21 protein-coding genes are annotated in these 23,544 nt (G+C 61.5%); 2 read left to right on the top strand and 19 right to left on the bottom strand.

The features are described 5' to 3' along the window. Positions 1-4: 4 nt before the first annotated feature. The 12 genes from pgaA to G9Q84_RS22450 form a co-directional block, all read right to left on the bottom strand. Positions 5-2,485 (bottom strand): poly-beta-1,6 N-acetyl-D-glucosamine export porin PgaA, encoded by a 2,481-nt coding sequence (gene pgaA, locus G9Q84_RS22505; RefSeq protein WP_181644120.1) that lies wholly within the window; start codon positions 2,483-2,485, stop codon positions 5-7. Between the two features lie 318 nt (positions 2,486-2,803). Then, positions 2,804-4,300 carry a YdgA family protein gene (locus G9Q84_RS22500; RefSeq protein ID WP_032884838.1) on the bottom strand — a complete coding sequence of 499 codons (1,497 nt, stop codon included), beginning with the start codon at positions 4,298-4,300 and terminating at the stop codon, positions 2,804-2,806. 147 nt (positions 4,301-4,447) lie between these two features. Beyond that, on the bottom strand, positions 4,448-5,080 hold the full coding sequence (locus tag G9Q84_RS22495) for a hypothetical protein (protein ID WP_032884836.1): 633 nt from the start codon (positions 5,078-5,080) through the stop codon (positions 4,448-4,450). An 81-nt stretch (positions 5,081-5,161) separates the two neighbouring features. Then, a complete protein-coding gene (locus G9Q84_RS22490) occupies positions 5,162-6,604 on the bottom strand; it encodes an efflux transporter outer membrane subunit (protein ID WP_099602106.1) in 1,443 nt (480 codons plus the stop codon). Further along, entirely contained in the window at positions 6,601-7,491 is an 891-nt protein-coding gene (locus tag G9Q84_RS22485) for an efflux RND transporter periplasmic adaptor subunit (RefSeq protein ID WP_095186330.1), read from the bottom strand. Before G9Q84_RS22485 ends, G9Q84_RS22490 begins: the two co-directional genes overlap by 4 nt. Further along, positions 7,488-7,697 carry a DUF1656 domain-containing protein gene (locus G9Q84_RS22480; RefSeq protein WP_003187469.1) on the bottom strand — a complete coding sequence of 70 codons (210 nt, stop codon included), beginning with the start codon at positions 7,695-7,697 and terminating at the stop codon, positions 7,488-7,490. Before G9Q84_RS22480 ends, G9Q84_RS22485 begins: the two co-directional genes overlap by 4 nt. Further along, positions 7,694-9,772: an FUSC family protein gene (locus G9Q84_RS22475; protein ID WP_032884832.1), complete on the bottom strand. Its 2,079-nt coding sequence runs from the start codon at positions 9,770-9,772 to the stop codon at positions 7,694-7,696. The genes G9Q84_RS22480 and G9Q84_RS22475 overlap by 4 nt, the downstream gene beginning before the upstream one ends. Beyond that, positions 9,769-10,179 (bottom strand): MarR family winged helix-turn-helix transcriptional regulator, encoded by a 411-nt coding sequence (locus G9Q84_RS22470; RefSeq protein ID WP_032884831.1) that lies wholly within the window; start codon positions 10,177-10,179, stop codon positions 9,769-9,771. Before G9Q84_RS22470 ends, G9Q84_RS22475 begins: the two co-directional genes overlap by 4 nt. A gap of 204 nt (positions 10,180-10,383) precedes the next feature. Then, on the bottom strand, positions 10,384-10,665 hold the full coding sequence (locus G9Q84_RS22465; protein WP_099602105.1) for a type II toxin-antitoxin system RelE family toxin: 282 nt from the start codon (positions 10,663-10,665) through the stop codon (positions 10,384-10,386). After that, positions 10,655-10,900, bottom strand: coding sequence for a type II toxin-antitoxin system Phd/YefM family antitoxin (locus G9Q84_RS22460; RefSeq protein WP_095186332.1), 246 nt, complete (start codon positions 10,898-10,900; stop codon positions 10,655-10,657). The genes G9Q84_RS22465 and G9Q84_RS22460 overlap by 11 nt, the downstream gene beginning before the upstream one ends. 134 nt (positions 10,901-11,034) lie before the next feature. Next, positions 11,035-11,289, bottom strand: coding sequence for a DUF2789 domain-containing protein (locus tag G9Q84_RS22455; RefSeq protein ID WP_095186333.1), 255 nt, complete (start codon positions 11,287-11,289; stop codon positions 11,035-11,037). 33 nt (positions 11,290-11,322) lie between these two features. Then, positions 11,323-12,909 carry a glycosyltransferase family 39 protein gene (locus tag G9Q84_RS22450; RefSeq protein ID WP_122764519.1) on the bottom strand — a complete coding sequence of 529 codons (1,587 nt, stop codon included), beginning with the start codon at positions 12,907-12,909 and terminating at the stop codon, positions 11,323-11,325. 180 nt (positions 12,910-13,089) lie between these two features. On the opposite strand from G9Q84_RS22450, the gene G9Q84_RS22445 reads away from it, so the two are divergent. Both G9Q84_RS22445 and G9Q84_RS22440 read left to right on the top strand, forming a co-directional pair. Next, positions 13,090-15,249 carry a PA5441 family protein gene (locus G9Q84_RS22445; protein ID WP_181644119.1) on the top strand — a complete coding sequence of 720 codons (2,160 nt, stop codon included), beginning with the start codon at positions 13,090-13,092 and terminating at the stop codon, positions 15,247-15,249. After that, the gene (locus tag G9Q84_RS22440; protein ID WP_122764465.1) at positions 15,246-15,950 is read left to right on the top strand and encodes a DUF3142 domain-containing protein; all 705 of its coding nucleotides are present in this window, start codon (positions 15,246-15,248) and stop codon (positions 15,948-15,950) included. The genes G9Q84_RS22445 and G9Q84_RS22440 overlap by 4 nt, the downstream gene beginning before the upstream one ends. A gap of 86 nt (positions 15,951-16,036) precedes the next feature. Here G9Q84_RS22440 and G9Q84_RS22435 read toward each other — a convergent pair whose 3' ends face one another. From G9Q84_RS22435 to G9Q84_RS22405, 7 genes are all read right to left on the bottom strand, one after another. Continuing rightward, the gene (locus tag G9Q84_RS22435) at positions 16,037-16,603 is read right to left on the bottom strand and encodes a hypothetical protein (protein WP_181644118.1); all 567 of its coding nucleotides are present in this window, start codon (positions 16,601-16,603) and stop codon (positions 16,037-16,039) included. Between the two features lie 103 nt (positions 16,604-16,706). Then, a complete protein-coding gene (locus G9Q84_RS22430; RefSeq protein ID WP_122756780.1) occupies positions 16,707-18,152 on the bottom strand; it encodes an efflux transporter outer membrane subunit in 1,446 nt (481 codons plus the stop codon). Then, positions 18,149-19,207 carry an HlyD family secretion protein gene (locus G9Q84_RS22425; RefSeq protein WP_095186338.1) on the bottom strand — a complete coding sequence of 353 codons (1,059 nt, stop codon included), beginning with the start codon at positions 19,205-19,207 and terminating at the stop codon, positions 18,149-18,151. The genes G9Q84_RS22430 and G9Q84_RS22425 overlap by 4 nt, the downstream gene beginning before the upstream one ends. Before the next feature lie 15 nt (positions 19,208-19,222). Then, complete coding sequence (locus G9Q84_RS22420) at positions 19,223-20,758, bottom strand: MFS transporter (protein ID WP_122756781.1); 1,536 nt, start codon at positions 20,756-20,758, stop codon at positions 19,223-19,225. A 235-nt stretch (positions 20,759-20,993) separates the two neighbouring features. Beyond that, positions 20,994-21,914 (bottom strand): LysR family transcriptional regulator, encoded by a 921-nt coding sequence (locus G9Q84_RS22415; protein WP_032884818.1) that lies wholly within the window; start codon positions 21,912-21,914, stop codon positions 20,994-20,996. Positions 21,915-21,966: 52 nt separating this feature from the next. Further along, positions 21,967-22,593, bottom strand: a complete 627-nt coding sequence (locus G9Q84_RS22410) for an energy transducer TonB (protein WP_099602097.1) — start codon at positions 22,591-22,593, stop codon at positions 21,967-21,969. Positions 22,594-22,692: 99 nt separating this feature from the next. Further along, complete coding sequence (locus G9Q84_RS22405; RefSeq protein WP_181644117.1) at positions 22,693-23,541, bottom strand: ABC transporter permease; 849 nt, start codon at positions 23,539-23,541, stop codon at positions 22,693-22,695. Positions 23,542-23,544 lie beyond the last annotated feature (3 nt).

Here is a 23,544-nt window from a genome sequence, read left to right as displayed (position 1 = left end):
TCTTTTAGAAACGGTAAGTGAGGTCGACGAGCAGGCGCAGATCGCGTTCGCGATCACCGTCGTAAGGTCGGCTGATCAGGCTCAGGTTGGCGCCAGCGTCGAGTACATCGTTCCAGCGATAGCGTTGGCCGTAGCCGATCAACGCCATGCCGCCGGTGGAGTAATCGCGCTGGCTATAGGTACCCGCACCGACCTGGAACTGCTGACTCCACTGGGTCTCGTAGCGGTGATAGAGCACATGGTTGATGTTGATGACGGGCAGCACGGTCAAATCCGACTTCGGATTGAAGTACACCGTGTCTTCCTTGCTGTTGCGGCTGGCACCGACTTCCAGGCCCAGGTCCACTTGCACTCGCGGCGAGCTGTAGAGGCCTTCGCGGCCGCTGAGCAAGGCTTCGAAGCGGTCGTTGCCGTCGCTGAAGTGGGACGGGCTGAGGGTCAGTTTCCACTCGCGGCTTTCGTTGGCGCGCCAGCGAATAAAACCGCTGCCGCCGTTGGCGGTGATGCCATCATTCAGCGCGCGCAACGGCGTGGTGCTCAGCAGGTAGCCGAGGCTGCCGCCGTATTGCCAGTTGTCGTTGATGTCGCGCGCAATCGAGATCGCGGCGCCTTGTTTGGAGCCATCGCCGTAGGAATGGTTGGAGACCTCGGCTTCGATGGTCATGTCACGGGTGCGCCGCTCCACGCCGACAACCTGCCAACGATGCTGGCCGGTACCCTCTTCGAAATCTGCGCGGGCATAGCCGGCACCGGCAAACAGGCGCCAGTCTTCGTCGATAGGCGGCGTGTAGAGACGGCTTTCGATGCCCCAGTCACGGCTCCCCGACACCGCACCCGCTTCGCTGTCGTTACCGCCGCCGAAGCTTTTACCCGTGTAGGCCTCGACGCGCAGCTCGGCCATGTCATGCACATCGCGCAGGCGGCTGAGGCGCTGCACCTGACGGTTATCCGGGTTGCGCGCAACCACGTCGTCGGTGAGCACGTCGAGCTGGCGCCACTCCTGCAGGTCCATGGCGGTGTAGGCCTGGCTCACTTCCAGGCCGATGTCGCGCGGGGCCTGGGCTTCGGTTTCCTTGAGAATGCCTTCGGCGCGCCGGGGCAGATCGCGGGCGCGGTACATGTCAGCCTGGGCCAGACGCAGGCCGACGTTGCCCGGTGCTTTTGCTACCAACGCTTCCAAACCGGCTTCGCTGCCCGGCAGGTCGCCACCGTATACGCCGGCCTGGGCCGACAGTTGCTGGGCGTCCATCCACGCGTCGTTGGGGTTGCCGATGGGCAAGCCCTTGAGTTCGACCCGAGGGTTCTGGCTGTTGGCGAGTCCTTTGGCGACCTCGTTGGCATCCTCGCCTTTGTCGCTTTCCTGCAACGCGTAGAACAGCGCGGTGGTGTCTTCGACCCGATCATCGGGCTCCGCGTCGGTGGCGCTCAGCGCCTGGCGATACAGCGGCTCGGCTTTTTCCGGCTGGCGCTGGTCGAGGTAGGACGCGGCCACCCAACGCACGGCGTAGGTCGGCAATTGCACGCCTTCGGCCTTAAGGATTTCGTACTCGCGGATCACCTCGGCGGTACGTGCACGCGCCTTGAGTGCACCCAGGCGGTCGATGCGCCAGCGCACCACATCGTCATGGGCGGTGGCGTCCGGGGTCCAGCGAGCGAGCAGTTTGTCGTAGTCCGCCAGGGCGCGGTCGGCAATCACATAGCGTTCTTTTTCGCTGCGCGTGGCGAACTCGGCCATGCGCACCCGTTCGGCGGCGAGGTCACCTTCGAGGCGGCGCTGGGTCACCGGGTCCAGCAGGCCCGGACGCTGGGCCGACAGGCGCAAAGCGGCTTCCGGCAAGCGAGCCTTTTGCAGGGCGACGATGTATTCGCGGGCGACTTCAGGCTTGTCGCCAGCACGGATAAACGCCTGATCGAATTCAAACAGCGCGTCGTAGTTCAAGCCGGCGCGGGTCAGCGCATACCCCAGGGCCATGCGCCGGTTGGGGTCGTCTGGCTTGGCGGCCACCAGCGCGCGGGTGCGTTGCACGGCTTCATTGGCTTTGCCGCCGTCAGCCTGGGTCAGGGCCAGGCCCAGTTGCAGGTCGACGTTATTTGGTTCACGCAGCAGCGCCTGGCGATAGGTCGCCTCAGCCTGGGGCCACTGCTTTTGATTGCGATAGGTGCGCGCCACGGTGGCGAGCGCTTGGGTACTGAGGTTGCGATGTTTACCCTCAGCTTCGTACACCTTCAGCACTTCGGCGTCCTGCCCGGCCCAACCGGCGATCACCACATGATCGCTGACCTGGCCTGGCGTCTGGCGCTCGGCAGACAGCTGACGCAATTGCGTAAGGGCGGGTGTGAAGTTGCCGTTGCGCGCCTGGATAATCAGCGCGTCATAGGCCGGATCGGCCATGGCGAAAGTAGGCATCAACAGCTGGCTGCATAAAGCTGCCCCGATGAGCAGTCGCAACCGGCCTGATGCACTGAGTGGTAGGTTTCGCAACATATCGTGAGCTTCCTTACACACGGAAAGCTGTAACGATAGGTGATCCTGAGCGACATGCTACAGGGTGCCGGCGTCTAATGACCCGGCCTAGCTTTCCTGTGTGAACTATCTCTTAGGAACGTAGGAAGAAGACCAATTCAGAACAATTGTTCAGAATTGATGGGTAGCCGCTGAGTCGGGCCTGCACAAAACAAATGTGGGAGCGGGCTTGCTCGCGAATACGCAGTAGTGACTGATCCACTGCATTCGCGGGCAAGCCCGCTCCCACATTTTGACTGCATTTCAAGCAGCCTCACGAAGAGGCTGGGTGTTGAGGCGTTACTGTGCGCCGCTGACCGCACCGACTTTGGCCATTACAAAACCAATGAACTGCTCGACGGTCATCTTCTGGCCGTTGAACGTCACTTCATTGTTGGCGTAGTGCAGCTTGGAGACCACGTCGCTACCGACCAAAGTTGCCAACTGCGTGCCAACCGCCATGCCGCTGACCATCTCGGCGGCCATCTGGGATTGCTGCTCGATGGCTTTCGGGTCGGTCACGCCACCGAGTTGGGCTTGCAGTGCGGAAACGTCAGCGATCATCGGCTTGGAAAGGGTCAGATTGGCATCCAGCAGCGCAATCATCTGCTTGCCCAGCTCAACTGGCGGCAGCTCCATGGACACCGGTTTAGCCAGGTCTACCAGCAGGCTGAACTTGCTTTCACCGTGGGTGGTTTTCAGCGACAGGTTTTCCACAGCCACTTGCGGCTTGGCAGCCAGGACCTGATTGACGTTGGCTTCAGCCAGGGCTTGCTCGGCTTCAGTCAGTTGCAGCTCGGGGGCCGGCTGGTTGGCTGCGGCGGCGGCTTGCACCGGTTGCATCTTGTCCTGGTACAGCTTGGTCAGCACCAGCATGGCCGGGATGTCGACATTCTTCATGCTCACGGCCAAGGCCGCCGAACCTACAGGTTTACCCTGGTAGCCGATCTCGTCGATCTTGTAGTCGACACGGCCGGCCAGGTTGTTGTCCTTGGTTTCGCTGGAGTCTTTCTGCTCGAAGCCTTTGACGGTCAGCACGGCTTTCTGCGGGCCGAAGGTGAACTTGCTGTCGGTCAGCTCAACGGTGTTTTGCCCGGTGTAGAAGCCGAAGGTGGATTTTTCCAGGTTGCTGGCGATGGTCAGCCCAGACAGCTCAGCTTCGAAGTGCTCGCCCTTGGCGTCTACCGCGGCGACCTTGACGCTGTTCATGAAGCCGTCGGCCTTGACCTTCTGGCCTTCGGCAGTGCTGTCGAAATTCATGTTCGCGCCGGAGAAGCTCACCGAAGACGTATCGTCTTTGAACTCCAGGGGCAGCAATTCGATATTGCCGTTGACCGAACGGGTGTAACCAATGTTGGCTACGCCTTTGAGTGGCGATACGTCTTTGGCGGCGGCGAACCACTTCTCGGTGGTGGCGTTCTTTTCCAGCTCGTAGTGACTGGTGGCCATGACCGGCAGCCACTTGAGTGTCACCAGGCGCGAGAACGGCAGCGGGCCGTGTTCGATATGGTCGACGAACAGCAGTTCCGGGTTAGGGTTTTCTTCGCCGAAGACCGAACCCTGGCCTTTCAAGCGGTAATGGGCGGTGCTGCTGAACACGCCACGGTCCAGGGAGACCAGCTCCAGGGCCACAGTGCCATCGACGCCGGCCATGGAGGTCTGCAGTTCCTTGTTGGCGTTCTGGATCGCGGTTTGCAGCACCGGCTCCAGTTGTTTACCGGTGTACCAGGCGCCGCCTGCACTGACGACGCCTACGGCGACAACAAAACCCAAAAGAACGACTGCTGGCTTATTCATGAAGTGACCTGATCAAATCCTGTGAGAAGTGGGCTGTCTTCCTTGAACCCCGATGGGGTTGGCTCAAGCCCGCCGAAAACGGGGGAAGATTAGCACTGGCGGCCGCGAAGGGCCCAGATTTCTCAGAGGTTCAGGCGAGCAGTTGGTTCACGAGTATTCCAGTTCGATCTCGTCGAGTTGGTGATCGAAACTCTTCAGCCGCGCGGTCCAGGTGTACACCAACACCTCAAATTCGCGGTGTATCACCGCGTTGCCGGGGGTATCGGCCTTGGGGTCGCAGAAATCCAGTTGGTAGCGTTCGCGGGCCATCTGCGTCGCGACGTCAGACAATTCACGCGCATTGTTAAGCCAATGCCTACCATCGGCGACCTGCTGATCGAGGGCCACGCACTGTTTTTTCAGAACTTCGAGGCTTTTTTCCAGGGGGGTGCCGGTGAGGTCTCCCATGACCTCCTGAAAGGTGCGACCCGGCTGCCAGTAGCTGCCCCAGAAATAACGATCGAACACGGTTTCCACACGCCGGAGCGCGACCTTGGTGTCCCAGATCGCCACGCGGGTCTTGCCTTGTTCGAGAAGTTTTTTCTTGATCCGTTGATTTTGGTAAGAGGCCCAGGCCACCACGCCGATGGACAAGGTGCCGATCACCAGGCAGGCGCTGTCGAGAAAGACCATGGCCTTGTCGAGCTGGTGGGCGAGCATGACGCCGTAGAAATACGCGGCCGATAACAGCACCAGTGCGAGGAGCACGCACCAGAAAGCGGGAGCATAAGGGTTTTTCATTATTGGAATCCCCATGAGCAAACGCGAGCAGTGTCAGGTAGGCCATCACGGCGGCCCACCTGACAAAGCATAGCTACCCGCTCAGGGTTTGCCGGGCTGTGACGCTTGCGTTCGTCCGCTTTCCCAACCGCCGCCCAGGGCCAGGAACAGATCGATCTGGCTCATGGCGACCTGGGTATTCGCCGCCGCCAATTGCGCACGCACATCGGTGTAAGTGCGGGTGGCTTGCAGGTCGGCCAGGAACGACGCGCGGCCGGCCTGGAAGAAGCGATGGGTCTGCCCCGCCGCTTCCTTGGCCGACTCGCCGGCTTCGGCCAACGCATCACGGCGTTGCAGTTGCGCGGTGTATTGCGCCAGACCGGTCTGGGTTTCGCGAATGGCGTTGAGCACCACCCCATCGAAATGCGCCAGGGCGCCCTGGGTGGCAGCTTCGGCTTCGTGGACGCGGGCCCGGGCGCCGTTGGTCGGCACGGTCCAGCTGATCATCGGGCCAAAACCCCAGCGGTTGGTCGCAGGCGTGCCGAGGTTGTCGAGCAAGCCGACGGTGCCTACGGTGGCGCCGATGGCGATGTCTGGGTACAGAGCGCCGGTGGCCACGCCGATACGTGCGGTGGCAGCGGCCAATTGGCGTTCGGCCTGGCGCACATCGGGACGCCGCTTGAGCAGCGCCGCGCCGTCACCCACTGGCAACAACTGGGCAATGTGCGGCAGCTCGGCGCAGTTGCCGGTGCCCGCCGGCAGTTGGTCCAACGGCTTGGCCAGCAGCATCGACAGGCGGAACAGCCCGGCCTGGCGCGCAGCTTCGTAGCGCGGCATGTCGGCGCGAAGGGATTTGTACTGGGTTTGCGAGCGGGTGACCTGGGTTTCATCGCCACGGCCGGCGTCACGCAGGCGTTGGGTCAGCTTGGTGCTCTGGGCTTGCAAGTCCAGGGACTCGTTGGCAATCGCCAGCTCTTCGTTGGCCGCGCACACCTGGGTGTAGGAACGCACCACATCGGCCACTAGGGTAATGCGCGCGATATCGGCAGCGGCCTGAGCGGCATCGGCGCTGGCCTGGGCGCTTTCGATGCCCCGTTGCAAGGTGCCGAACAGATCGAATTGATACGAGGTGGTAATGCCGACGCTGCCGATGTTACCCACCGGCACTTTGTCGGCCAGCAAAAATGCTTCGCCGGACTCCTGCAGGCGCTGCGCCTCTGCCTTGGCGCCGAGGCTCCAGCCGCCGGCGGATTCAGCCTGTTGGGTCTGGAACCTCGCGCGCTGCAAATTGGCAGCGGCCACGCGCAAGTCGGTGTTGGACGCCATGGCCTGGCGCACCAGCTCATCCAGGCGCGGGTCTTTGTAGAGTTTCCACCAGTCGGTCGGCACCGGTGCTGACACCACGTTAGAGCCCTCGCCCGCGAGTTGCCCTTGCAGGTCGCCACGGTTGACCGCGGCCTTGTCCGGCAACTGGTAGTCCGGGCCTACCACTTGGCAGGCCGACAGCAGCAAACCCAACGCGGCGGTTGCCAACAGTTGCTTCATGGCGTGGCTCCGTCATTGGGCTTGTCGCCAATGATCGACACCGTGGCCGTACGCCCGGCGATCATGCGGAAGTCCGCCGGCACGTCGTCAAAGGCGATGCGTACCGGAATGCGCTGGGCCAGGCGCACCCAGCTAAACGCCGGGTTGACGTTGGGCAACAGGTTGGAGCCGCTGCTGCGGTCGCGATCTTCGATACCGGCGACGATGCTCTGCACGTGGCCGCGCAAGCGAGCGTTATCACCGATCACGCGGATATCCACCGCCATGCCGACGTGGATGCCGTCGAGTTTGGTCTCTTCGAAATAGCCGTCGATATGGAAGGAATTGCTGTCCACCACTGACAGGACCGGCCGGCCGGCGGTGACGAATTCCTGGTTACGCGGCGCCCGGTCGTTGACGTAGCCGTCCACCGGGCTGCGGATTACTGAGCGATCCAGGTTCAGTTGGGCCGAATCCACCGTCACTTGCGCTTCAGCCAGGGCCGACTGGGCACGGGCCACGCGGGACTGGCTTTCTTCCAGTTGCTCGCTGGGCACCAGGTTGCCGAGGCCACGGTTACGCTTGTACTCGCGCTGGGCCTGGGCCAGGGTTTCCTGGCGGTCGGCCACGGCGGCCTGGGCTTGGCGCAGGGCCAGCTTGAAGCGGTCCTGGTCGACGGCAAACAGCACCTGGCCCTTGGTCACCAACTGGTTGTCGCGCACGTCCACGCGCTGGATCAGCCCGGACACGTCCGGGGCGATCTGCACGATGTCGGCACGGATGTGCCCGTCGCGGGTCCAGGGCGCAAACATGTAGTACATGACCATGCGCCACACAACGACGACCGCGAAGCTCACGATCAGCAGCGTCAGGACTACACGGCCGATGGTCAAAAAAGGTTTTTTCATGTCATCAGGTATCGACTGAGTGAGTCCACCGCGCCCAGCAACAGCGCGTAGAGCCCCACATTGAACAATGCCCGGTGCCAGACCAGGCGATAGAAGTGCATGCGCGTCAACAGCCCGTGCACCACCAGAAACAACACGTACGTAATGCCCATCAGCACCAGTAGCGTGGGCAGGAACACCCCGCTGATATCCAGATCACCGATCATAAAGGCGCTCCATCAGGCAGCGGCGCCTCCATCTCGGTGCCGCCAATAAATTCGACGCCAGGCAACAACGCCAGTCGCAGGCCGGCCAGGGCGTGCAACAGGTGCAGGCGAGTATCGTCCTCGTCTTGCAGACCCTGGCCGTTGAGGGCGCGGCGCGTGCGGTCGAGGGTCATCAGCAGACCGCTGGGCGCGGGCAAGCGTTCACCCGCCTTGAGGCAGGCCTTGAAGTAAGCGCCCACCCCTTCGACGACCTGGTTGAGCAACACACGTGGCACTCCAAGGATGCGCGGCGAGTACGCCAGCAGGTCGAGCAGGTTCAGCGCCACGCGCAAATCGCGCAGGGCGATGCCGGTGTCCTGGCCGGTGAGTGCCAGGCGCGGCAGGTGCTGCATGAGGCGATCGAGCATCTGCACGGCGAGGTGTCGGTGTTCGGCCAGGGTTGCGGGCTCGGTGAGGCCGACGATGTCACGCCAGCTGAAACGGGTCAGGCGCTTGGCGGCGAATTCGGCGCCGAAAGGCCGCGCAACCAATGTCCACACAAACGCAAACAGCAGGCCCACGGGCCCGGCGAGGTTGACGTTGGCGAAGTTGAGAAAGTCCGCGTCGTAGGCACCCTGGATGCTGATGAACGACGAGGTGTTCACCAACGTCAGCAACATGCCCAGGTAGAAGCGCGGCTGCACAGTAAGGGTACCGATGCAGATGAACGGCACCGCAAACGCCAGCACCAGCATTGGGAAATCGTGCAGGTTGGGCAGCACCAGAAACAGGTACAGGCTGGCGAACAGCACCGACATGGCGGTCCAGAAAAAGAACCGATAGATCTGTGGCGCCGGATCGTCCATCGAGGCGAAGAAGCTGCACGCCACGGCGGCCAGAATCACCGCGCTGCCGCCGTCGGTCCAGCCCAGCAGGATCCACAGCACCGAGGCGACGATGATCGCGGTGACGGTAGAAAACGCCGAATAGAACATCAGACCACGGTCAAGGAATGGCGTGAGCCGACCCAGCCGCCAGTGACGATACACGGCGCGCCAGCTGTCCTGGCTTTCGCACTGGATGGCCGCTTGCAGGCTGCGGCAGTCTTGCCACAGGTCGATCCATTCGCCCAGGCGATACAGCGCGTTGGAAAACAGCAGGGTGTGGCGGTCGTCCAGCGCCTCGCCTTGGGGTTGCAGGGCGTCGACCTGGTCACGCAGGGCGCGCCAGCTTTCCAACGGTGCACTTTGTTGAGTGTTTTCCAGCCACTGGCTTGTGGCTTCCAGAATCGGCTGGATGCGGTCGAGAAATTCCGGCGCCCGATGTTCGATGGCGTAGAGCGCATCGTCGAGGGCATCCACCACCGGCAGCAGGTGGATCATGCGCCCGCGCAGTTCCTTGGTGTTACGCACCGTTTGCGGCCGCGCGCCTTCGTGAGGCAATTGGCCGATCATCAATTCGAGGGTGTTGAAAGTGGCGACCATGCCGCTGCGCAAAGTGCTGACTTCTTCACGCTGCACATTGCGCGTCAGAAAGCGTTGGCTGTAGACCTGAGCATCGGCAAACCACTTGGCCACCGAGCCATCGAACACGGGCATCAGGCGGCGCGGCCAGAACATCGCACCCACTACGGCGGCGACCGCAATACCGAGGAAGATTTCTTCGGTTCGCGCCTCGGCCACATCCCATACCGCCAACGGGTTATCCACCACCGGCAGGGCGATCAGCGGCAAGGTGTAGCCAGCGAGCATCAAGGCATAGTTGTTGGCGGTGCGCAGGTGCATCGAGAGGAACAGCAAAGTGCCCGTCCACAGTGCGATCACCACCACCAAAATGTACGGCGACTGCACGAACATCGGCACAAAAAACACCGCCGCCGCCGCGCCCATCAAGGTGCCGATGGCGCGGTACAGGGCCTTGGAACTGGTGGGGCCGACAAACGGGCTGGAGACGATGTACACCGTGGCCATCGCCCAGTACGGACGCGGCATTTGCATCAGCATCGCGATATAGAGCGCGATCATCGACGCGGCGAAAGTACGCACGCCGTAGAACCAGTCGCGGGCCGGCGGAAAACCGGTAAAGAATCCGTTCAAAGCGTCGCTGCCTCAAAGGCCCGCAGCACACGCAGCGCGGCTTCCATATCGGTGGAGTCGATGTCCGCCAGCACTTCACGGCGCAGGCGCACCAATTGGACTTCCACCGCTTGCACCAGCTCACGGCCACGCTCGGTAAGGCTCAAGGCCTTGGCGCGACGGTCGTGGACATCTTCGGTGCGGCATACGTAGCCGTCACTGCACAGGCGATCGAGCAGGCGCACCAGGGATGGGCTCTCCATACCGGATGCCTGGGCAACTTTGACCTGGTGCACACCGTCGCCCAAGCGGCCGATCATCAACAGCGGCACGGCGCAGGCTTCGGAGATGCCATAGCTCACCAGCGTGGTCTGGCAGATTTTGCGCCAATTACGGGCGCCCACCACCATGCTGCTGCTGAGGTTCATCTGGAGTTGTTCGAGGGATTGAGGCACTGGATAGTTCGCATACAGTTAGTTTGCTAACTATCAATATGGTGGAAGGAGGAGGATGCGTCAAGTTTTGAAACAATTTTGCGGATGGGGAGGGGCTGATTTCTGCGCTTCGCAATATGGGCTGGCTTGCCCAACCATGGCGTCATGGTTTCGTACATACCCCCGACGTTTCAAAACTCACCGCTTTTTAGCGCGCTCATAAACATCGCTACGCTCACGCTTACCTACCGCGACGACCGCGACTACTACACGCGCCTCGATTACCTGATAAACCAAGCGATAGCCTGAAGCCTTGAGTTTTATCTTGTAGCAATCTGGCATTCCATGCAGCGCGTCAGACTGTATGCGCGGCAACAAAAGACGCTCGGCCAACTTCTTTTTAAACTGCTCTCGCAATGTGTGTCCGAGCTTGTCCCACTCCTTACGTGCCGAAGGCAGAAATTCAAGCTTATAGGTCATCCAGGTTCACCGGCTCAGGCGTCTCGTGGCTACGCTGACGAACGAGTTCAGCCAACTCCAAGTCATCTAAACGATCCATCATCGCTTCGAATACTTCGGCGGGGACCATGTAACCCATCACACGGTTATGGTTGAGCACAGCAACCGGGCCACCGTGCGCACCACTCAGCACTGCAGAGGGGTTTTTTTTAAGTTCGGAAACACTGACGGCCATATCGGCCAAGACAATCTGCATAATAAAGACCTCAATTAGGTGCTTTATTCTGGTCTATTTTTGTCCCACTCAGCAACACCGAGCAGTTTGATTACAGAACGTTCTACACAGATCCTTCATCCTTTCATCAGATTTTTCACATCCGACGGTGTTGCCTAAGCTTTCTGCCCCCCTCGCCCCCCCCTCAACATCAAGTTCAACTCATCCACCACCTCAGCCCAATCCGCATCCTCCAGAATCTCCTCACGCAAAAACGCCCGTTGACTGCCCGTCCAGAAAAACGCGTCCGCCAGATGCAGCTCAGACTTGAGTGGCGAGTGAACGGACACAAACTTTTCGATGCTCACCGGGTCATCCGGCAGGCCCAGCTGTTTGAACAATGACGACAAGCTATGCACAGGCGATTCCATGATGAGCTCCTGATAAAGGCGGTTGAAACGAGTCTAGCGGCAGCCCTCGGGTTGCGCCGATGGCGCGTTGCACAGCACGAACAACCGCGCCCTGGCGCCACCACCGTCCTGGCGGCTGAGTTCGCGCCAGCCCGCAGGCAGTGGGGCGAAATCGTCCGGGGCTTCGTTGCTGCTGATCAGCCAAACGCGGCGGGTGCCTTCGGGCAATGCCGACAAGTGGTCGAGGTATATACGGCCACCGTCCTGGTCCACCAGGGTGCCGAAGCCGTAGGCGTTGGGGCGGGTCGGCGTGCCATCGGGTTTTGGCGGGGTATAGAGCTGCAACTGGGCATCGGTCTGGTCGTAATACACGTAGCTGAGGTACCACATCATGTCGCTGAGCACGATGCGGTCGTCTTCCTGGTAGTTACGGTTGACGAATTCCACGGGCACGTTGAACTGGTCGTGTTCATCCACAGCGAAGTTGTTCTTCAGCCCCACCAACTCAACGCCGACAAACAGCACAAACACCGCCGCACCCAGCCACGACAAACGGTCGATGGCCAGCGCCAACAGGATCGGCAAAGCCAGGGCGTACACCGTGAGATAACGCTCGATAAACACCGGTGAAATAAACGACACGGCGTAGACCAGCAGCAGCGGCAGCAGAAAGAACAACGCCAGCAGGCTCGCCGGTCGATAGCGCTCGCGGTCGCGCCAGGCGGTCACCACAACGACCGCGACCAGCAGCAACGGAAACAGCCAGAACAGCGGCGGCCAGAAACCAACACCTTCATCCTGCAGCACGAACTGCCAGATCATCGACGGCAGGGACAGCAGGTTGACCGGTTCTTCCCAGCCAATGTCACCGCCCACTTTGAGCTGGTCGACGTGTTGCACCAGGTCCAGCAAGTTCGGCAACCAGGGCAGGTACAGCAACACAATCACGACATTGGCGCCCCACCACGCCGGGCGCTTGATCAAACGCTGACCGGGGGCGGCACTCAACAGTCCCAGGTACGCCCAATGCACCAGCACGCATAGCGCCGTGAAGTAGTGGGTATAAAACCCGGCACTCATCAGCAGTACATACACCGCCATGTATCGCGTGCGCTCAGGTTGGCGCACCCAGTACACCAACGCCAGCGTGGCACCCAGCAGCCACACACCGAGCAGTGAATACATGCGCACTTCCTGGCTGTAGCGCACGGCGGTCGGCAGTAGCGCCAGCAGCACGCCCGCCAGCACTGCAGCGCGACGGGTGGACAGTTGCCGCGTCAGCCAGATGCCCAGCCCCACCGCAATGACACCGGGAATGGCGCTCATGCCGCGAATTGACCAGATGCTGTCGCCAAACAGCTCGATCCAGCCGCGCAGCAGGAAGAAATACAGCGGCGGGTGCACATCATGGGCGGCGTGAAACCACAAGTCGCCAAGGGCGTACTCGCTGAGCAGGAGGCTGGAACCTTCATCTCCCCAGATCGCCGCCGACGTGAGGTGATAAAACCGCAGGGCCATGGCCAACGCCAGGATCGGCACCCACCAAAGACGGCTCAGCCAAGCAGCCCCCTCCCACGTGAGACGGTTGATTGCGGGCAACGCCCCGACCTTTTCATTTTGCTCTACCACAGACCGACGCACCCCGATTCCCCTGCCACTGCCTTGATTGCTCATGTGCAAACTCCCGCCACTCTAGGACAAAAGCCCCTGAGTCGCTGCTGGAATCGGACAAATCGGCAATTTGTGTAGGGCTTCAACGAAGCACGCGTCGGATCAGGCTATGATTGCCTCCCTCCAAGGACTCAGGATCAAGGACACGTCATGCGCATCGGTTTTCTGTCACCCCTGGCACTGGCCCTGCTGGCCGGTATTTCCCTGCCGGCCCAGGCCAGTTCAGACGATTCGTGCTACCCGGACTGGCGGGTGTCACGTGACAGCCTCGATCCCTGCAACAACCTACCGTTTCTGAGCCCTGGCAATGACAGCCGGGCCAACCTGCGCCTATTGCTGGCCGACAAAAAGAACGCGGCGCTGACGCCCAACGCGCTGAGTGAAGATGATCTGTCCCAGGGCTTTGGCCCGGTGCCGTTTCCGGTGTATCGCCTGATACCCGCCTCAAGCGCAGAGACGCAGCCCGACTCCGACCAATCGCCCACCGCCGAGCTGGACACCTTGTTGACCGGTCTGGGGATCAAGCGCGAAGAGTACAAGACCGCTGGCGAAGCCTTCGTCGACGGCGAAGGCAGCCGCTGCCGCAGCAATGACGATGACAGCGCCACCGCGTTTATCAGCCAGGTCATCAACGCCGACATGCCGAGTACCGAGCGCACGGCGCTGGTGAAGGCCCGCCTGCAATTGCTCACCACCTGCGACTGGGATGGCCAGGTGGTGACCGATCCCATCGAGTCAGCCCACGGCCTGCTCTTTCGCACCTACCTGCAAGCCGCCGCTGACTTCTACAGCGGCCGCTTCAGTGACGCCGAACGCGGATTCGCCGCCGCTAACCTGTCGACGATCCCTTGGCTGAAGGAGACCGCGCTGTACATGACCGCGCGCAACTCACTCAACCAGGCCCAAGCTGAGGCCTTCGATGAGTACGGCATGCCGCAGCTTGAGCATGTGGATAAGTCTGCACTGGGCCAGGCGGAAGCTGGGTTTCTGGGCTACCTGAACACTTATCCACAAGGTGTCTACGCGACGTCCGCCCACGGCCTGCTGCGCCGCGTGCACTGGCTGGCGGACGACAACGACAAACTGGCCGAAGACTTCGCCTGGCAGTTGACCCAAGCCACCGACGCCCAGCGCAATGTGTCGGTGGACGAACTGGTGGAAGAAGCCGACCTCAAGCTGCTGATGGTCAACAGCGCCAACCTCAAAGAGCCGCTGCTGCAAACCGTCACCGATCTGATGCTGATGCGCGCCAACACTCCGCCACGCCTGACCCGCGAAGCCCTCGCCCAGCAGAAAGCCACGTTTGCCAACACGCCAGCACTGTACGACTACCTGCAGGCGGCCTTTGCGCTGTACGTCGAGCATCAGCCCGACACCGCCTTGAAGCACCTACCCCAGGACATGCCGTCGAACCTGGATTATTTCGCCTTCAGCCAACAAACGCTGCGTGCATTGGCGCTTGAAGAAAAAAAGGACTGGAAAAGCGCCGAAGCACTGTGGCTGAAACTGCTCGCTCAGGCCAAGTTGCCATTGCAACGTGACCAACTGGAACTGGCTCTGGCCATGAACTACGAACGCAGCGGCCAATTAGCCAAGGTGTTTGCCAGCGACTCGCCCATCACTGCCAAGCAGGTGCGCTACATTCTGCTGCGCAACGTCGCCGGGCCTGAGTTACTGCGCCAGCAGATCGCCCAGGCCAGCGATCCGCTGGAGCGCCAGACCGCGCAATTCGTCCTGCTTTATAAAGACCTGCTGCGCGGCCAGTACGCCACCTTCGCCGAAGATCTCAAGCAACTGCCCGCCTCGCCCACTGAGGACAAATTGGGCACCAGCCTGGGTTACGTCTACAGCGGCAACCAGACCCTGAAGTTGTTCCAGTGGAGCGGTGACAAAGCCGAATCCGGCTACGCCTGCCCGAGCATCGCGCAAACCGCAGCGGCGTTGCAGGCTGACGCGAAAAACCCGCAAGCCCTGAACTGCTTCGGCGAGTTCATCCTGCGCAACAACTTGGACGGCATGCCCCTGGAGCAGGCCCGCGCCGCCGGTAGCCTGGGCAGCACCGCGTCGGACTTCAAAGGAGAAACCTTCTCGCGCCTCGACGGTTACAAGCAGGTCATCGCCAATGCCAAAGCGCCGAAGAACGACAAGGCTTACGCCCTGTTCCGCGCCATCAACTGCTACGCGCCGGCCGGCTATAACAGCTGCGGCGGCCAGGACGTGGAACCGGCTGTGCGCAAAGCCTGGTTCCGCCAACTCAAGACCGGGTTTGGCGACACGCAGTGGGGCAAATCCCTGCAGTACTACTGGTGAAAAAGCTGTGGCTGGGCTTGCTGTTGCTGGCAAGCCCGGCCTTCGCCGCCGTCGACGCTCGCGACTATGACGCCTTCTGGCTGTGGAGCGGCGTCACGCCCCAGCCGGTACTCAAACAGGCGAAAACCCTGTACATCCTCCAGGGCCAGATCAACTCAACGCGCCGCGCGCCCCAACGCGGCGTGCAATTTATCGCCCAGGGCATCAGCGTGCCGCGCATCACTCAAGGTGAAGTCTGGGTGGTCTATCGCGCCCACACCCTGCATTGGCCGGAACGGGTCTACACCCAACTGCTCGGCCAGGTGCAACGCTGGCGCGACGCGGGCAACCCGGTGGTCGGTATCCAGATCGACTTCGACGCCCGCACCCAATACCTGCACGAATACGCCGACTTCCTGCGCGACCTGCGCCACCGCCTGCCCGCCGACCTGCGCCTGAGCATCACCGGCCTGATGGACTGGAGCAGCAACGCCGACCCGGCCGCCATCGCCCAACTCAAGGGCGTGGTGGATGAGGTGGTGGTGCAAACGTATCAAGGCCGCCACAGCATCCCGGATTACGCGGCGTATTTACCGCGTATGAATCGGTTGGGGCTGGCGTTCAAGATTGGTTTGATCCAGGGCGGGGCGTGGGAGGAGCCGGAGTATTTGAAGGGGAGTGAGTGGTTTCGGGGGTATGTGGTGTTTTTGCAGAACCGCTGATGAACGCTAGAAAAACATCAACAAATACGCGTGCATTCTGCATGCACGCGGCGACTGCTGGCCCTTCGCGAGCAAGCTCACGTCTACTAAGCGGTAAGGAACGCAGACGCTATTCCCAGCGCCCACAAACTCACGCCTATGACGATCCAAATTCCGTTGGCCCATGTAAAACGGCTGTTGGCTTCGCCTTTTGGATCATCCTCAAGGTGGTTCACCGCAAGCTGAATCTGCACCATCACGGCAACCTGAACAATGGTGAAGCAGACACCCACTTTTACTACCGTCAAAGGCGATACAAACCAGATGTAGGTATAGGGTAAAAAGGCGCAGCCTATCCAGCCCAGGGCGAAGCAACGAGGCCACCATCGATAGGACGCATCTTTCAAATCGAGCGCCCGCTTGATTTTCAGGACGAGCGAATAAGCAAAAAAAATTGAAAAAAATGCCCGAACCACAGGCAGCACTCTGGCACCGGTAGCGCTGCGATAGGCATCCCAGTGCTTATACAACCAGTAAAAGCCATAAAGGCCGTAGGACAACAGCATCATCACCAGCAGCTTGCGGTGGGCCACCACAAAAAAGGCAGCGGGCCGGGCCGCTGCGAGGGTGAGATCGGCTTGCGGCGGTGCGTAAGGGTTTTCAGCAATGGACATAGCGAGGGCTCTTTAAGGAATAGCCCGCCACAGTACTGCTCGCGTTCCCGATTTTTTGGCCCGCGCCAAAATAGAGAGCCTTCCTACTCTCGACTTCGTGAGTTCATCGGTTAACAGCTTGCAGCGGATACACCGACTCCCATCCTCCCCCCAACGCCTTGTACAACCCCACCATCGCCAACGACACGCCGGTCGAGCTTTCCACCCACTGCTCTTGCGTCGCCAGCAACGCGCTTTGCACGGTGAGGACATTGACGAAATCTGCCACACCTTCCACGTACTGATGTTGCGCGGTGGTCAGGGCGATCTGGTTCTGACGCACGGCTTCGGCCAGGCTGTCGCGGCGCAGTTGGCTGGCGTTGTAGCGGGTCAGTTGGTCGTCGATTTCATGCCAGGCGCGCAGCACGGTTTGCTGATAGGCCAGCGCCGCTTCCTGTTGCTGGGCTTCGCGCAGATTCACCATGCCTTGCAGGCGCCCGCCGTTGAACAGCGGCAGGCTGAACTGTGGGCCGAAGGCAAAGGCGCGTGAGCCCCAGGAGCCGAAATCCGACAGTTGCATGGCCTGTGAACCGAGGCTGCCGGACAGGGTGATACGCGGATAGAAATCGCCCTTGGCCACGCCGATGTTGGCGGTGGCGGCATGCAAGCGAGCTTCAGCCTGGCGGATATCCGGACGGCGTTCGGCAAGCTCCGACGGTAGGCCGATAGCAACTTGGCGCTGGGTCTGCGGTACGGCGGCGTCCTTGGACAACTGCGCGTGCAGGGCTTGGGGTGGCTCGCCCATCAGCAGGCTAAGGGCGTTGATCAACTGGTCCTGGCGTTGCTGCAAATCCGGCAGGCGCGCTTCGATGGCGGCGACTTGGGCGGCGGCTTCGGCCACGTCCAGGTCGGTGGCGACGCCATCAGCCAGGCGCAGTTGCGAGAGCTTGAGGCTATGGCGTGCGACGTCGAGGTTTTGCTCGGTCACCGCGCGGGTATTTTGCACGCCGCGCAGTTGGATGTAGTCCTGGGCTGTCTCGGCCAGCACCGAGAGCAGCACGGCACGACGGTCGTTTTCGGCGACTTGCAAGGTGGCATCGGCGGCTTCAGTTTCGCGTTTGACCCGGCCCCAGAAATCCAGCTCCCAGGAGGCGGAGAAACCCGAATCCCATTGGCTGAACGCCGCGCGGCCATTCTCGCCGGACGGGTCGTTCAAGCCTTTGCCACTGTTGCGTTTGCGCTGGTAAGCCCCCGTGGCATCAACCTTGGGGTAACGCTCGGCAGTGGTCACCTGGCGCACGGCGCGGCTTTGTTCCAGACGGCTGCTGGCCAGTTTCAAGTCGAGGTTATCGGTGAGGGCGCGGCGCGTCAGGGCCGAGAGTTGTGCATCGTGGAACACGTCCCACCAACGCTCCTGGAGCGGGTCGCTGACGGCGCGGCTGTCGGCTTGGCGGCCTTGGGGTGCGCTCCATTGCGTCACTTGAGCGTTCTGCGGGCGCTGAAAATCCGGGCCGACGGTGCATGCACTCAGGCTGATCAAACTGAGGGTGAGCCAGGCAACTCGTTTCATTGCTGGGCAACCTCACGCTGACGTGCGACCGGCTGAGTGTCGACGCTGGCCTCCACCGACATACCGACGCGCAGGCGCTCGGTCAGCGGCTGGTTGGGCTCCAGCACAATTTTGACCGGAATGCGCTGCACCACCTTGGTGAAGTTACCCGTGGCGTTGTCCGGTTTGACCGCGGCGAAGGTCACCCCAGTCGCGGGTGCGAGGCTCTCCAGATGGCCGTTGAGCAACTCGCCGTCGAGGCTGTCGACACGCACCTGAACGGCTTGGCCGGCTCGCATGTGAGAGAGTTGGGTCTCTTGAAAGTTAGCCACCACGTACGCCTGCGCCAACGGCACCACGGCGAGGATCTTGCTGCCCGGCGTCACATAGGCGCCGACCCGCACGGCGCGCTCGCCGACCATGCCATCCACCGGAGCAACGATGCGCGTGTAGGACAGCTGATAGCTGGCCATCTCCAACGCTGCCTGGGCGCGCTTGAGCCCGCCTTCAGCCGCATCGCGCTGGGCGGTGAGAATCTCCACCTGCTTACGTTCGGCCGCCAGCACCGCCGTAGCATTGGCCAGGCGTGCGGTGGCCTGGTCGATGCGAGTCTTGGCTTGCTGGGCGTTTTGCACAGTACCGGCGCCCACACCGGCGAGGTGGTTGTAGCGGTTCAGTTCGTGCTCGGCGAAGGCCATTTCGGCGCGATCCGCCGCGACGGTGGCTTGGGCTTGGGCGATCACCGAGCTTTGGCGTTCCAGGGTCGCGGTGGCGTTTTTCAGCTGGGCCTGGGCAACCAATGTGTCCGCATCAGCGGCCTGGGCGGCGGCGCGAAAATCACGGTCGTCGATCAGCGCCAGTAACTGTCCGGCCTTAACTCGCTGGTTGTCCTCCACCAGCACTTCCTTGATAAAACCCGCCACGCGCGGGGCAACCAGGGTGAAGTCTGCCGCAACAAACGCGTCGTTAGTGCTCTGATGCTTGCTGCCCAGCAAGCCTGGCGCGACCAGATAGAACAGCACACCGACGGCAAATACGGTGATGACGGAGACGGCAATTTTGTCTTTGCGTTTCATGGAAAGTCCTTGTGGCTAGGTCGGTGCGCGAGGCGGGAAGATCCGCGTGGGCATCCAGAAAATCAGCAGGATCAACGCCACGGCGACACCGCCCATGACGTAATAAAGATCCGAAGAAGTGAGCACCACCGCCTGCTCGTGCAGCCGATGGGCGAGGCCCGGCGCGTCGCCGTCGGCCAGGGGCGAATTGCCCAGGCGATCCACCAACATGGTCGAGTGAAAGTGCAGGCGCTGGGTGGTCAGCGCGTCCAGCACGCCGGTGGCGACCACGGCGGCCAGGCCTTTGACGGTGTTGAACCAGGCCGAAGCGAACGGGCCGTCCTGTGGCTGAATGCTGCCGGTGGACAGCATCAACAGCGGTAACACAGCCATGGGCTGCCCAAAGATTTGCAGCACGTACAGGCCGTAAAAATCGTCGCGGATCCACGCCGAAGTGAGGTGCGCGCTGCCGATGCAGCACAGCACCAACATGCTCAAGCCGATCCCCAGCACCCAGCGGCAATCGACCCAGCGCAGGTTACACAACGCGGCCACCAGCGGCAGCGCGATCAACTGCGGCAACGCCATCAGCAGCATCACTGGCGCGGTTTGCAGCGGTCGATAGCCTTGGACTTGGGCGAGGAAACTCGACGGGATGATGATCACTGAGGTCAGCACCATCAGCACGCCCGCCAGCACGATCAAAGCAAACGAGAGGTTACGCAGGCCGAGCATCTGCAACTTGAAAAACGGCATCGGGTGCGACCATTCATTGAGCATAAACAGCACCAGCAGCAGCGAGCCGCCACTCAGCAAAAAGGTGATCAGGCCCGACTCGAACCAGTCCAGCCGATTGCCTTGCAGGATGCCGATCACCAGCATGCAGATCGCCGGGAAGCCCAGCAGCAGGCCGCGCCAATTGAACTGCTTGAAGCGCTCCAAGCGCAGCGGGTCTTGGGGCAAGCCATAGGCCACGGCGGCCATCGCCAGCAGGCACGGCGCGACGATCTGCCAGAACGCCCACTGCCAGCCGACGTATTCGGTCCACAGCGCCGCCAGTGGTGTGCCAAGGCTCGGGCCGAAGGTAGCGGTGAGCGCGTAGCCGGCCAGGCCATACAGCTTGACGTTGGCCGGCAGGAAGCGCAGCGCCACGGTCATTAGCATTGGCGGCAATGCGCCACCGGCCAAACCTTGCACGGTGCGCAGCAGCAACAGGCTTTCGTAGTTCGGCGCGAAGGGGCACAGGATCCCGAGTACGGTGAACAGGGCTATGGCGCACAGGGTGAAGCGGCGCAGGGAGAACGTCACCGAGCACCAGGGGGCAAAGGCCATGGCCGCGACCGAGGTGGCGGTGTAGGCCGCGACAAGCCAAGTGCCTTCGTCAAAACCGATGTAAAGCGCACCACGGATATCGGCGAGGGCCACCTTGGTGACCATCTCGTTGAGACCGGACACCAGCACCGCCAACAACACGCCGACCAGGCCGATGATGATGCGCGGGCCGAATACGGGTGGGGTGATGGCGGTGGGTTTGGCTGCGGCCGCGAGGGTGGGGGCAGCGAGGGAAGTCATGAACGGATAACTCGGGATTAAAAATACCCGAGCAGTTTAATCAGGCACACACATGACAAAAAGTTACATGTTGGCAGGGTATAAGTGCGTCAGACGCAATCCTGAATCCACCACAGATCTCTCGTGGGAGGGGGCTTGCCCCCCGATTGCCGTGTGGCCGGCACAGACTCTCTATCTGATCCACCGCGATCGGGGGCAAGCGCCCTCTCACATTTGCCCTGTGTACGCTTGATGTTCAGGTCGGCTGGGCTTCCAGCCACGTGGCGTGGCAGCTCTCGCGCATGGTTTCGCGCAGCCATTTGTGAGCGGGGTCTTTATCGAAGCGAGGGTGCCAGGATTGGGCCAGGACCAGGGTCGGCAAAGAGATCGGCAGCGGGAAGGCGCGCAGGGGCAGCTTCAGGCGATTAGCGCTGTAGAGCGCCTCCTTGGGCACCGGCAGGATCAAGTCGGAGTCAGGCAGCATGAACATCGCACCGTGAAACCCTGGGGCGATCATCGCCACACGACGCTCCAAACCCTGGGCATTCAGCGCGGTATCGATCGGCCCCCGGGCGATGCCGCGTCGCGAGATGCTGATGTGGGAGTAACTGGCGAAACGTGCGGCGGTGATCTCCTCGTCGAATAACGGGTGATCCTGCCGCGCCAGGCCGACGAAGGTGGTGGAGAACAGGTTCTGCACCTTGACCTCGGGGCTTGCCGGCTGGGTGTTGCTCACGCGCAAATCCAAGCGTCCTTCGCGCAACGCTTCGTCGTCGGTGTCGCCTTCTGGCACGAAACACAGCTCACACAGCGGTGCCATACGCTCCATGGTGTCGAAGAGACGACCGCCATACACGCCAATAAAAAAGTCATTAGCGCGCACGCTGAAGCGGCGGCGCAGGGTGGTCAGGTCCACTTGATCCGCCGACCGAAACAGCAGCGCCGCCTGTTCCACCACGTTGCGCACCTGACCTTGCAGTTGCAGGGCCTTGGGCGTTGGCACCAGGCCCCGACCGGCCCGCACTAGAATCGGGTCGCCCACCGCTTCGCGGATACGCGTGAGGGTACGGCTCATGGCTGCTGGACTGAGGTTCATCCGCCGGGCGGCGCCGACCACACTGCCCTCGTCGAGCAAGGCGTCGAGGGCGACCAGCAGGTTCATGTCCGGTAGTTGCATGCCAAGCACTCGTGATCAGAAGGGAGTGAACTGGGCGCAATCGTAGCAGGCTTTAGAGGTAACGCTTGAGGTTGCGTGGCAGGTAGTCGGCGTAGGTTCGTTTGGGATTGGCCTGGCATTTGCGCACGATGTCCGGCAGAGCGCTTTCAAGCTCGTCGGCCTTGGACAGGCCTTCGTTGTAGTCGCTTTTACCGCTTAACGCCGGGAACATCACTGCCACACGGGTAATGGCAAAGCTCTTCATGGCGATCAGTGGCCGGGAGGGATGATCGCGCCGGAACTGGCTGACTTCCTCGTTCAACGCGCTGCAGGATTGATAGGTGGTTTGCGTAAAGGTCAGTCGCGTACTTTCTTCACTCGTCGGTACGGGCGAGAAAATCATGTCGTTCTGAGCATCGATTACCTCTGGCCGATCGGCATTCACCGTCCAGGGTTTGAAGCGCCATTTTGAGGCTGCAGCCACGGCCGCCTCACCGAACTCCGGCTTGGTGGCGCTGAGTGCTTTGACGTCACTGACGGTGCCGTCGCTGTGAATGTTCAGGCTGATGCGCGCATGCCCTTGGGTGTTAGTCAGGTTGCCAGGGTAGACCGGCTTGGGCATCGATACCGTTTCGGGTATGAACTCGGCCAACGCAGAGGTCGACAGCAACAAGGCCGCAGCCAAGACAAAAAAACGCATCGTCGTAAATCCTTTTACCAAGCCTATCCGACGCCGGAGCAGCGTCGAATTCGGCCGGCATTATCAGGTTCACGTCGGACAAAGAGCAATCATTCCTGTTTAGCGCTGCATGCCCCAACGCTTCACGGTGAGCCGCTCGAAGGTGCCAAACACGAGGTTTTCCACCAGTAGGCCGATCAGGATCACCACCGCCAACCCGGCAAACACCTTGTCGGTATATAGCTCATTGCGGTTCTGGAAGATGTACCAACCCAGCCCGCCCTTGCCGCTGGTGGCGCCGAACACCAACTCGGCGGCGATCAGCGTGCGCCAGGCAAACGCCCAGCCGATTTTCAGGCCGGCGAGGATCGACGGCAGTGCAGCCGGGATCAGGATAAACAGCACAAAGCGCATGCCCTTCAGACCATAGTTGCGACCCGCCATGCGCAGCGTCTCGGACACACCGAGGAACCCCGAATAGGTGTTGAGCGCCAGCGCCCACAACACCGAATGCACCAGCACGAAAATCAGGCTGTTCTGGCCCAGGCCGAACCACAGCAGCGCCAGCGGCAGCAACGCAATGGCCGGCAGTGGATTGAACATCGAGGTCAGGGTGCTCAGCAGGTCGCGGCCCAATTGGGTCGACACAGCCAAGGTGGTCAGGGCAAAGGCCAGCACTATGCCGATCAGGTAACCCTTGATCAGCACCACCAGCGAGATACTCACCTTGCTCAGCAGTTCACCGCTGAGCAGGCCGTCGGACAGCGCGTTAAAAGTCTGCAGAAAGCTCGGTAGCAGCAGGTCGTTGTTCTGATAGCGCGCCACGACTTCCCAGAGGATCGCAAGCACGATCAGGATCAGGCCCTTGCGCAGCCAGCCTTGTTGCCAAAGGCGTTGGCGCAGGGGCAACTCGCGCTCCACGGGGACACTGAGCAGCGGTTCGAGGGTGACTTCATATTCCTGGCGCATGGG

Origin of the sequence: Pseudomonas sivasensis, from assembly GCF_013778505.1 — a bacterium.
Lineage (GTDB): Bacteria > Pseudomonadota > Gammaproteobacteria > Pseudomonadales > Pseudomonadaceae > Aquipseudomonas > Aquipseudomonas sivasensis.
The sequence above is the reverse complement of the archived record's forward strand: the minus strand, read 5'-3'. Positions and strand labels throughout refer to the sequence as shown.

Bases quoted from the DNA above. Each gene is read 5' to 3' on its own strand.
- G9Q84_RS22425 (WP_095186338.1), bottom strand. From the start codon at position 19,207: ATGAAACGCAAAGACAAAATTGCCGTCTCCGTCATCACCGTATTTGCC.
- G9Q84_RS22420 (WP_122756781.1), bottom strand. From the start codon at position 20,758: ATGACTTCCCTCGCTGCCCCCACCCTCGCGGCCGCAGCCAAACCCACC.
- G9Q84_RS22500 (WP_032884838.1), bottom strand. From the start codon at position 4,300: ATGAATAAGCCAGCAGTCGTTCTTTTGGGTTTTGTTGTCGCCGTAGGC.
- G9Q84_RS22490 (WP_099602106.1), bottom strand. From the start codon at position 6,604: ATGAAGCAACTGTTGGCAACCGCCGCGTTGGGTTTGCTGCTGTCGGCC.
- pgaA (WP_181644120.1), bottom strand. From the start codon at position 2,485: ATGTTGCGAAACCTACCACTCAGTGCATCAGGCCGGTTGCGACTGCTC.
- G9Q84_RS22465 (WP_099602105.1), bottom strand. From the start codon at position 10,665: ATGACCTATAAGCTTGAATTTCTGCCTTCGGCACGTAAGGAGTGGGAC.
- G9Q84_RS22415 (WP_032884818.1), bottom strand. From the start codon at position 21,914: ATGCAACTACCGGACATGAACCTGCTGGTCGCCCTCGACGCCTTGCTC.
- G9Q84_RS22405 (WP_181644117.1), bottom strand. From the start codon at position 23,541: ATGCGCCAGGAATATGAAGTCACCCTCGAACCGCTGCTCAGTGTCCCC.
- G9Q84_RS22480 (WP_003187469.1), bottom strand. From the start codon at position 7,697: ATGATCGGTGATCTGGATATCAGCGGGGTGTTCCTGCCCACGCTACTG.
- G9Q84_RS22445 (WP_181644119.1), top strand. From the start codon at position 13,090: ATGCGCATCGGTTTTCTGTCACCCCTGGCACTGGCCCTGCTGGCCGGT.
- G9Q84_RS22460 (WP_095186332.1), bottom strand. From the start codon at position 10,900: ATGCAGATTGTCTTGGCCGATATGGCCGTCAGTGTTTCCGAACTTAAA.
- G9Q84_RS22435 (WP_181644118.1), bottom strand. From the start codon at position 16,603: ATGTCCATTGCTGAAAACCCTTACGCACCGCCGCAAGCCGATCTCACC.
- G9Q84_RS22410 (WP_099602097.1), bottom strand. From the start codon at position 22,593: ATGCGTTTTTTTGTCTTGGCTGCGGCCTTGTTGCTGTCGACCTCTGCG.
- G9Q84_RS22470 (WP_032884831.1), bottom strand. From the start codon at position 10,179: ATGAACCTCAGCAGCAGCATGGTGGTGGGCGCCCGTAATTGGCGCAAA.
- G9Q84_RS22455 (WP_095186333.1), bottom strand. From the start codon at position 11,289: ATGGAATCGCCTGTGCATAGCTTGTCGTCATTGTTCAAACAGCTGGGC.
- G9Q84_RS22485 (WP_095186330.1), bottom strand. From the start codon at position 7,491: ATGAAAAAACCTTTTTTGACCATCGGCCGTGTAGTCCTGACGCTGCTG.
- G9Q84_RS22495 (WP_032884836.1), bottom strand. From the start codon at position 5,080: ATGAAAAACCCTTATGCTCCCGCTTTCTGGTGCGTGCTCCTCGCACTG.
- G9Q84_RS22430 (WP_122756780.1), bottom strand. From the start codon at position 18,152: ATGAAACGAGTTGCCTGGCTCACCCTCAGTTTGATCAGCCTGAGTGCA.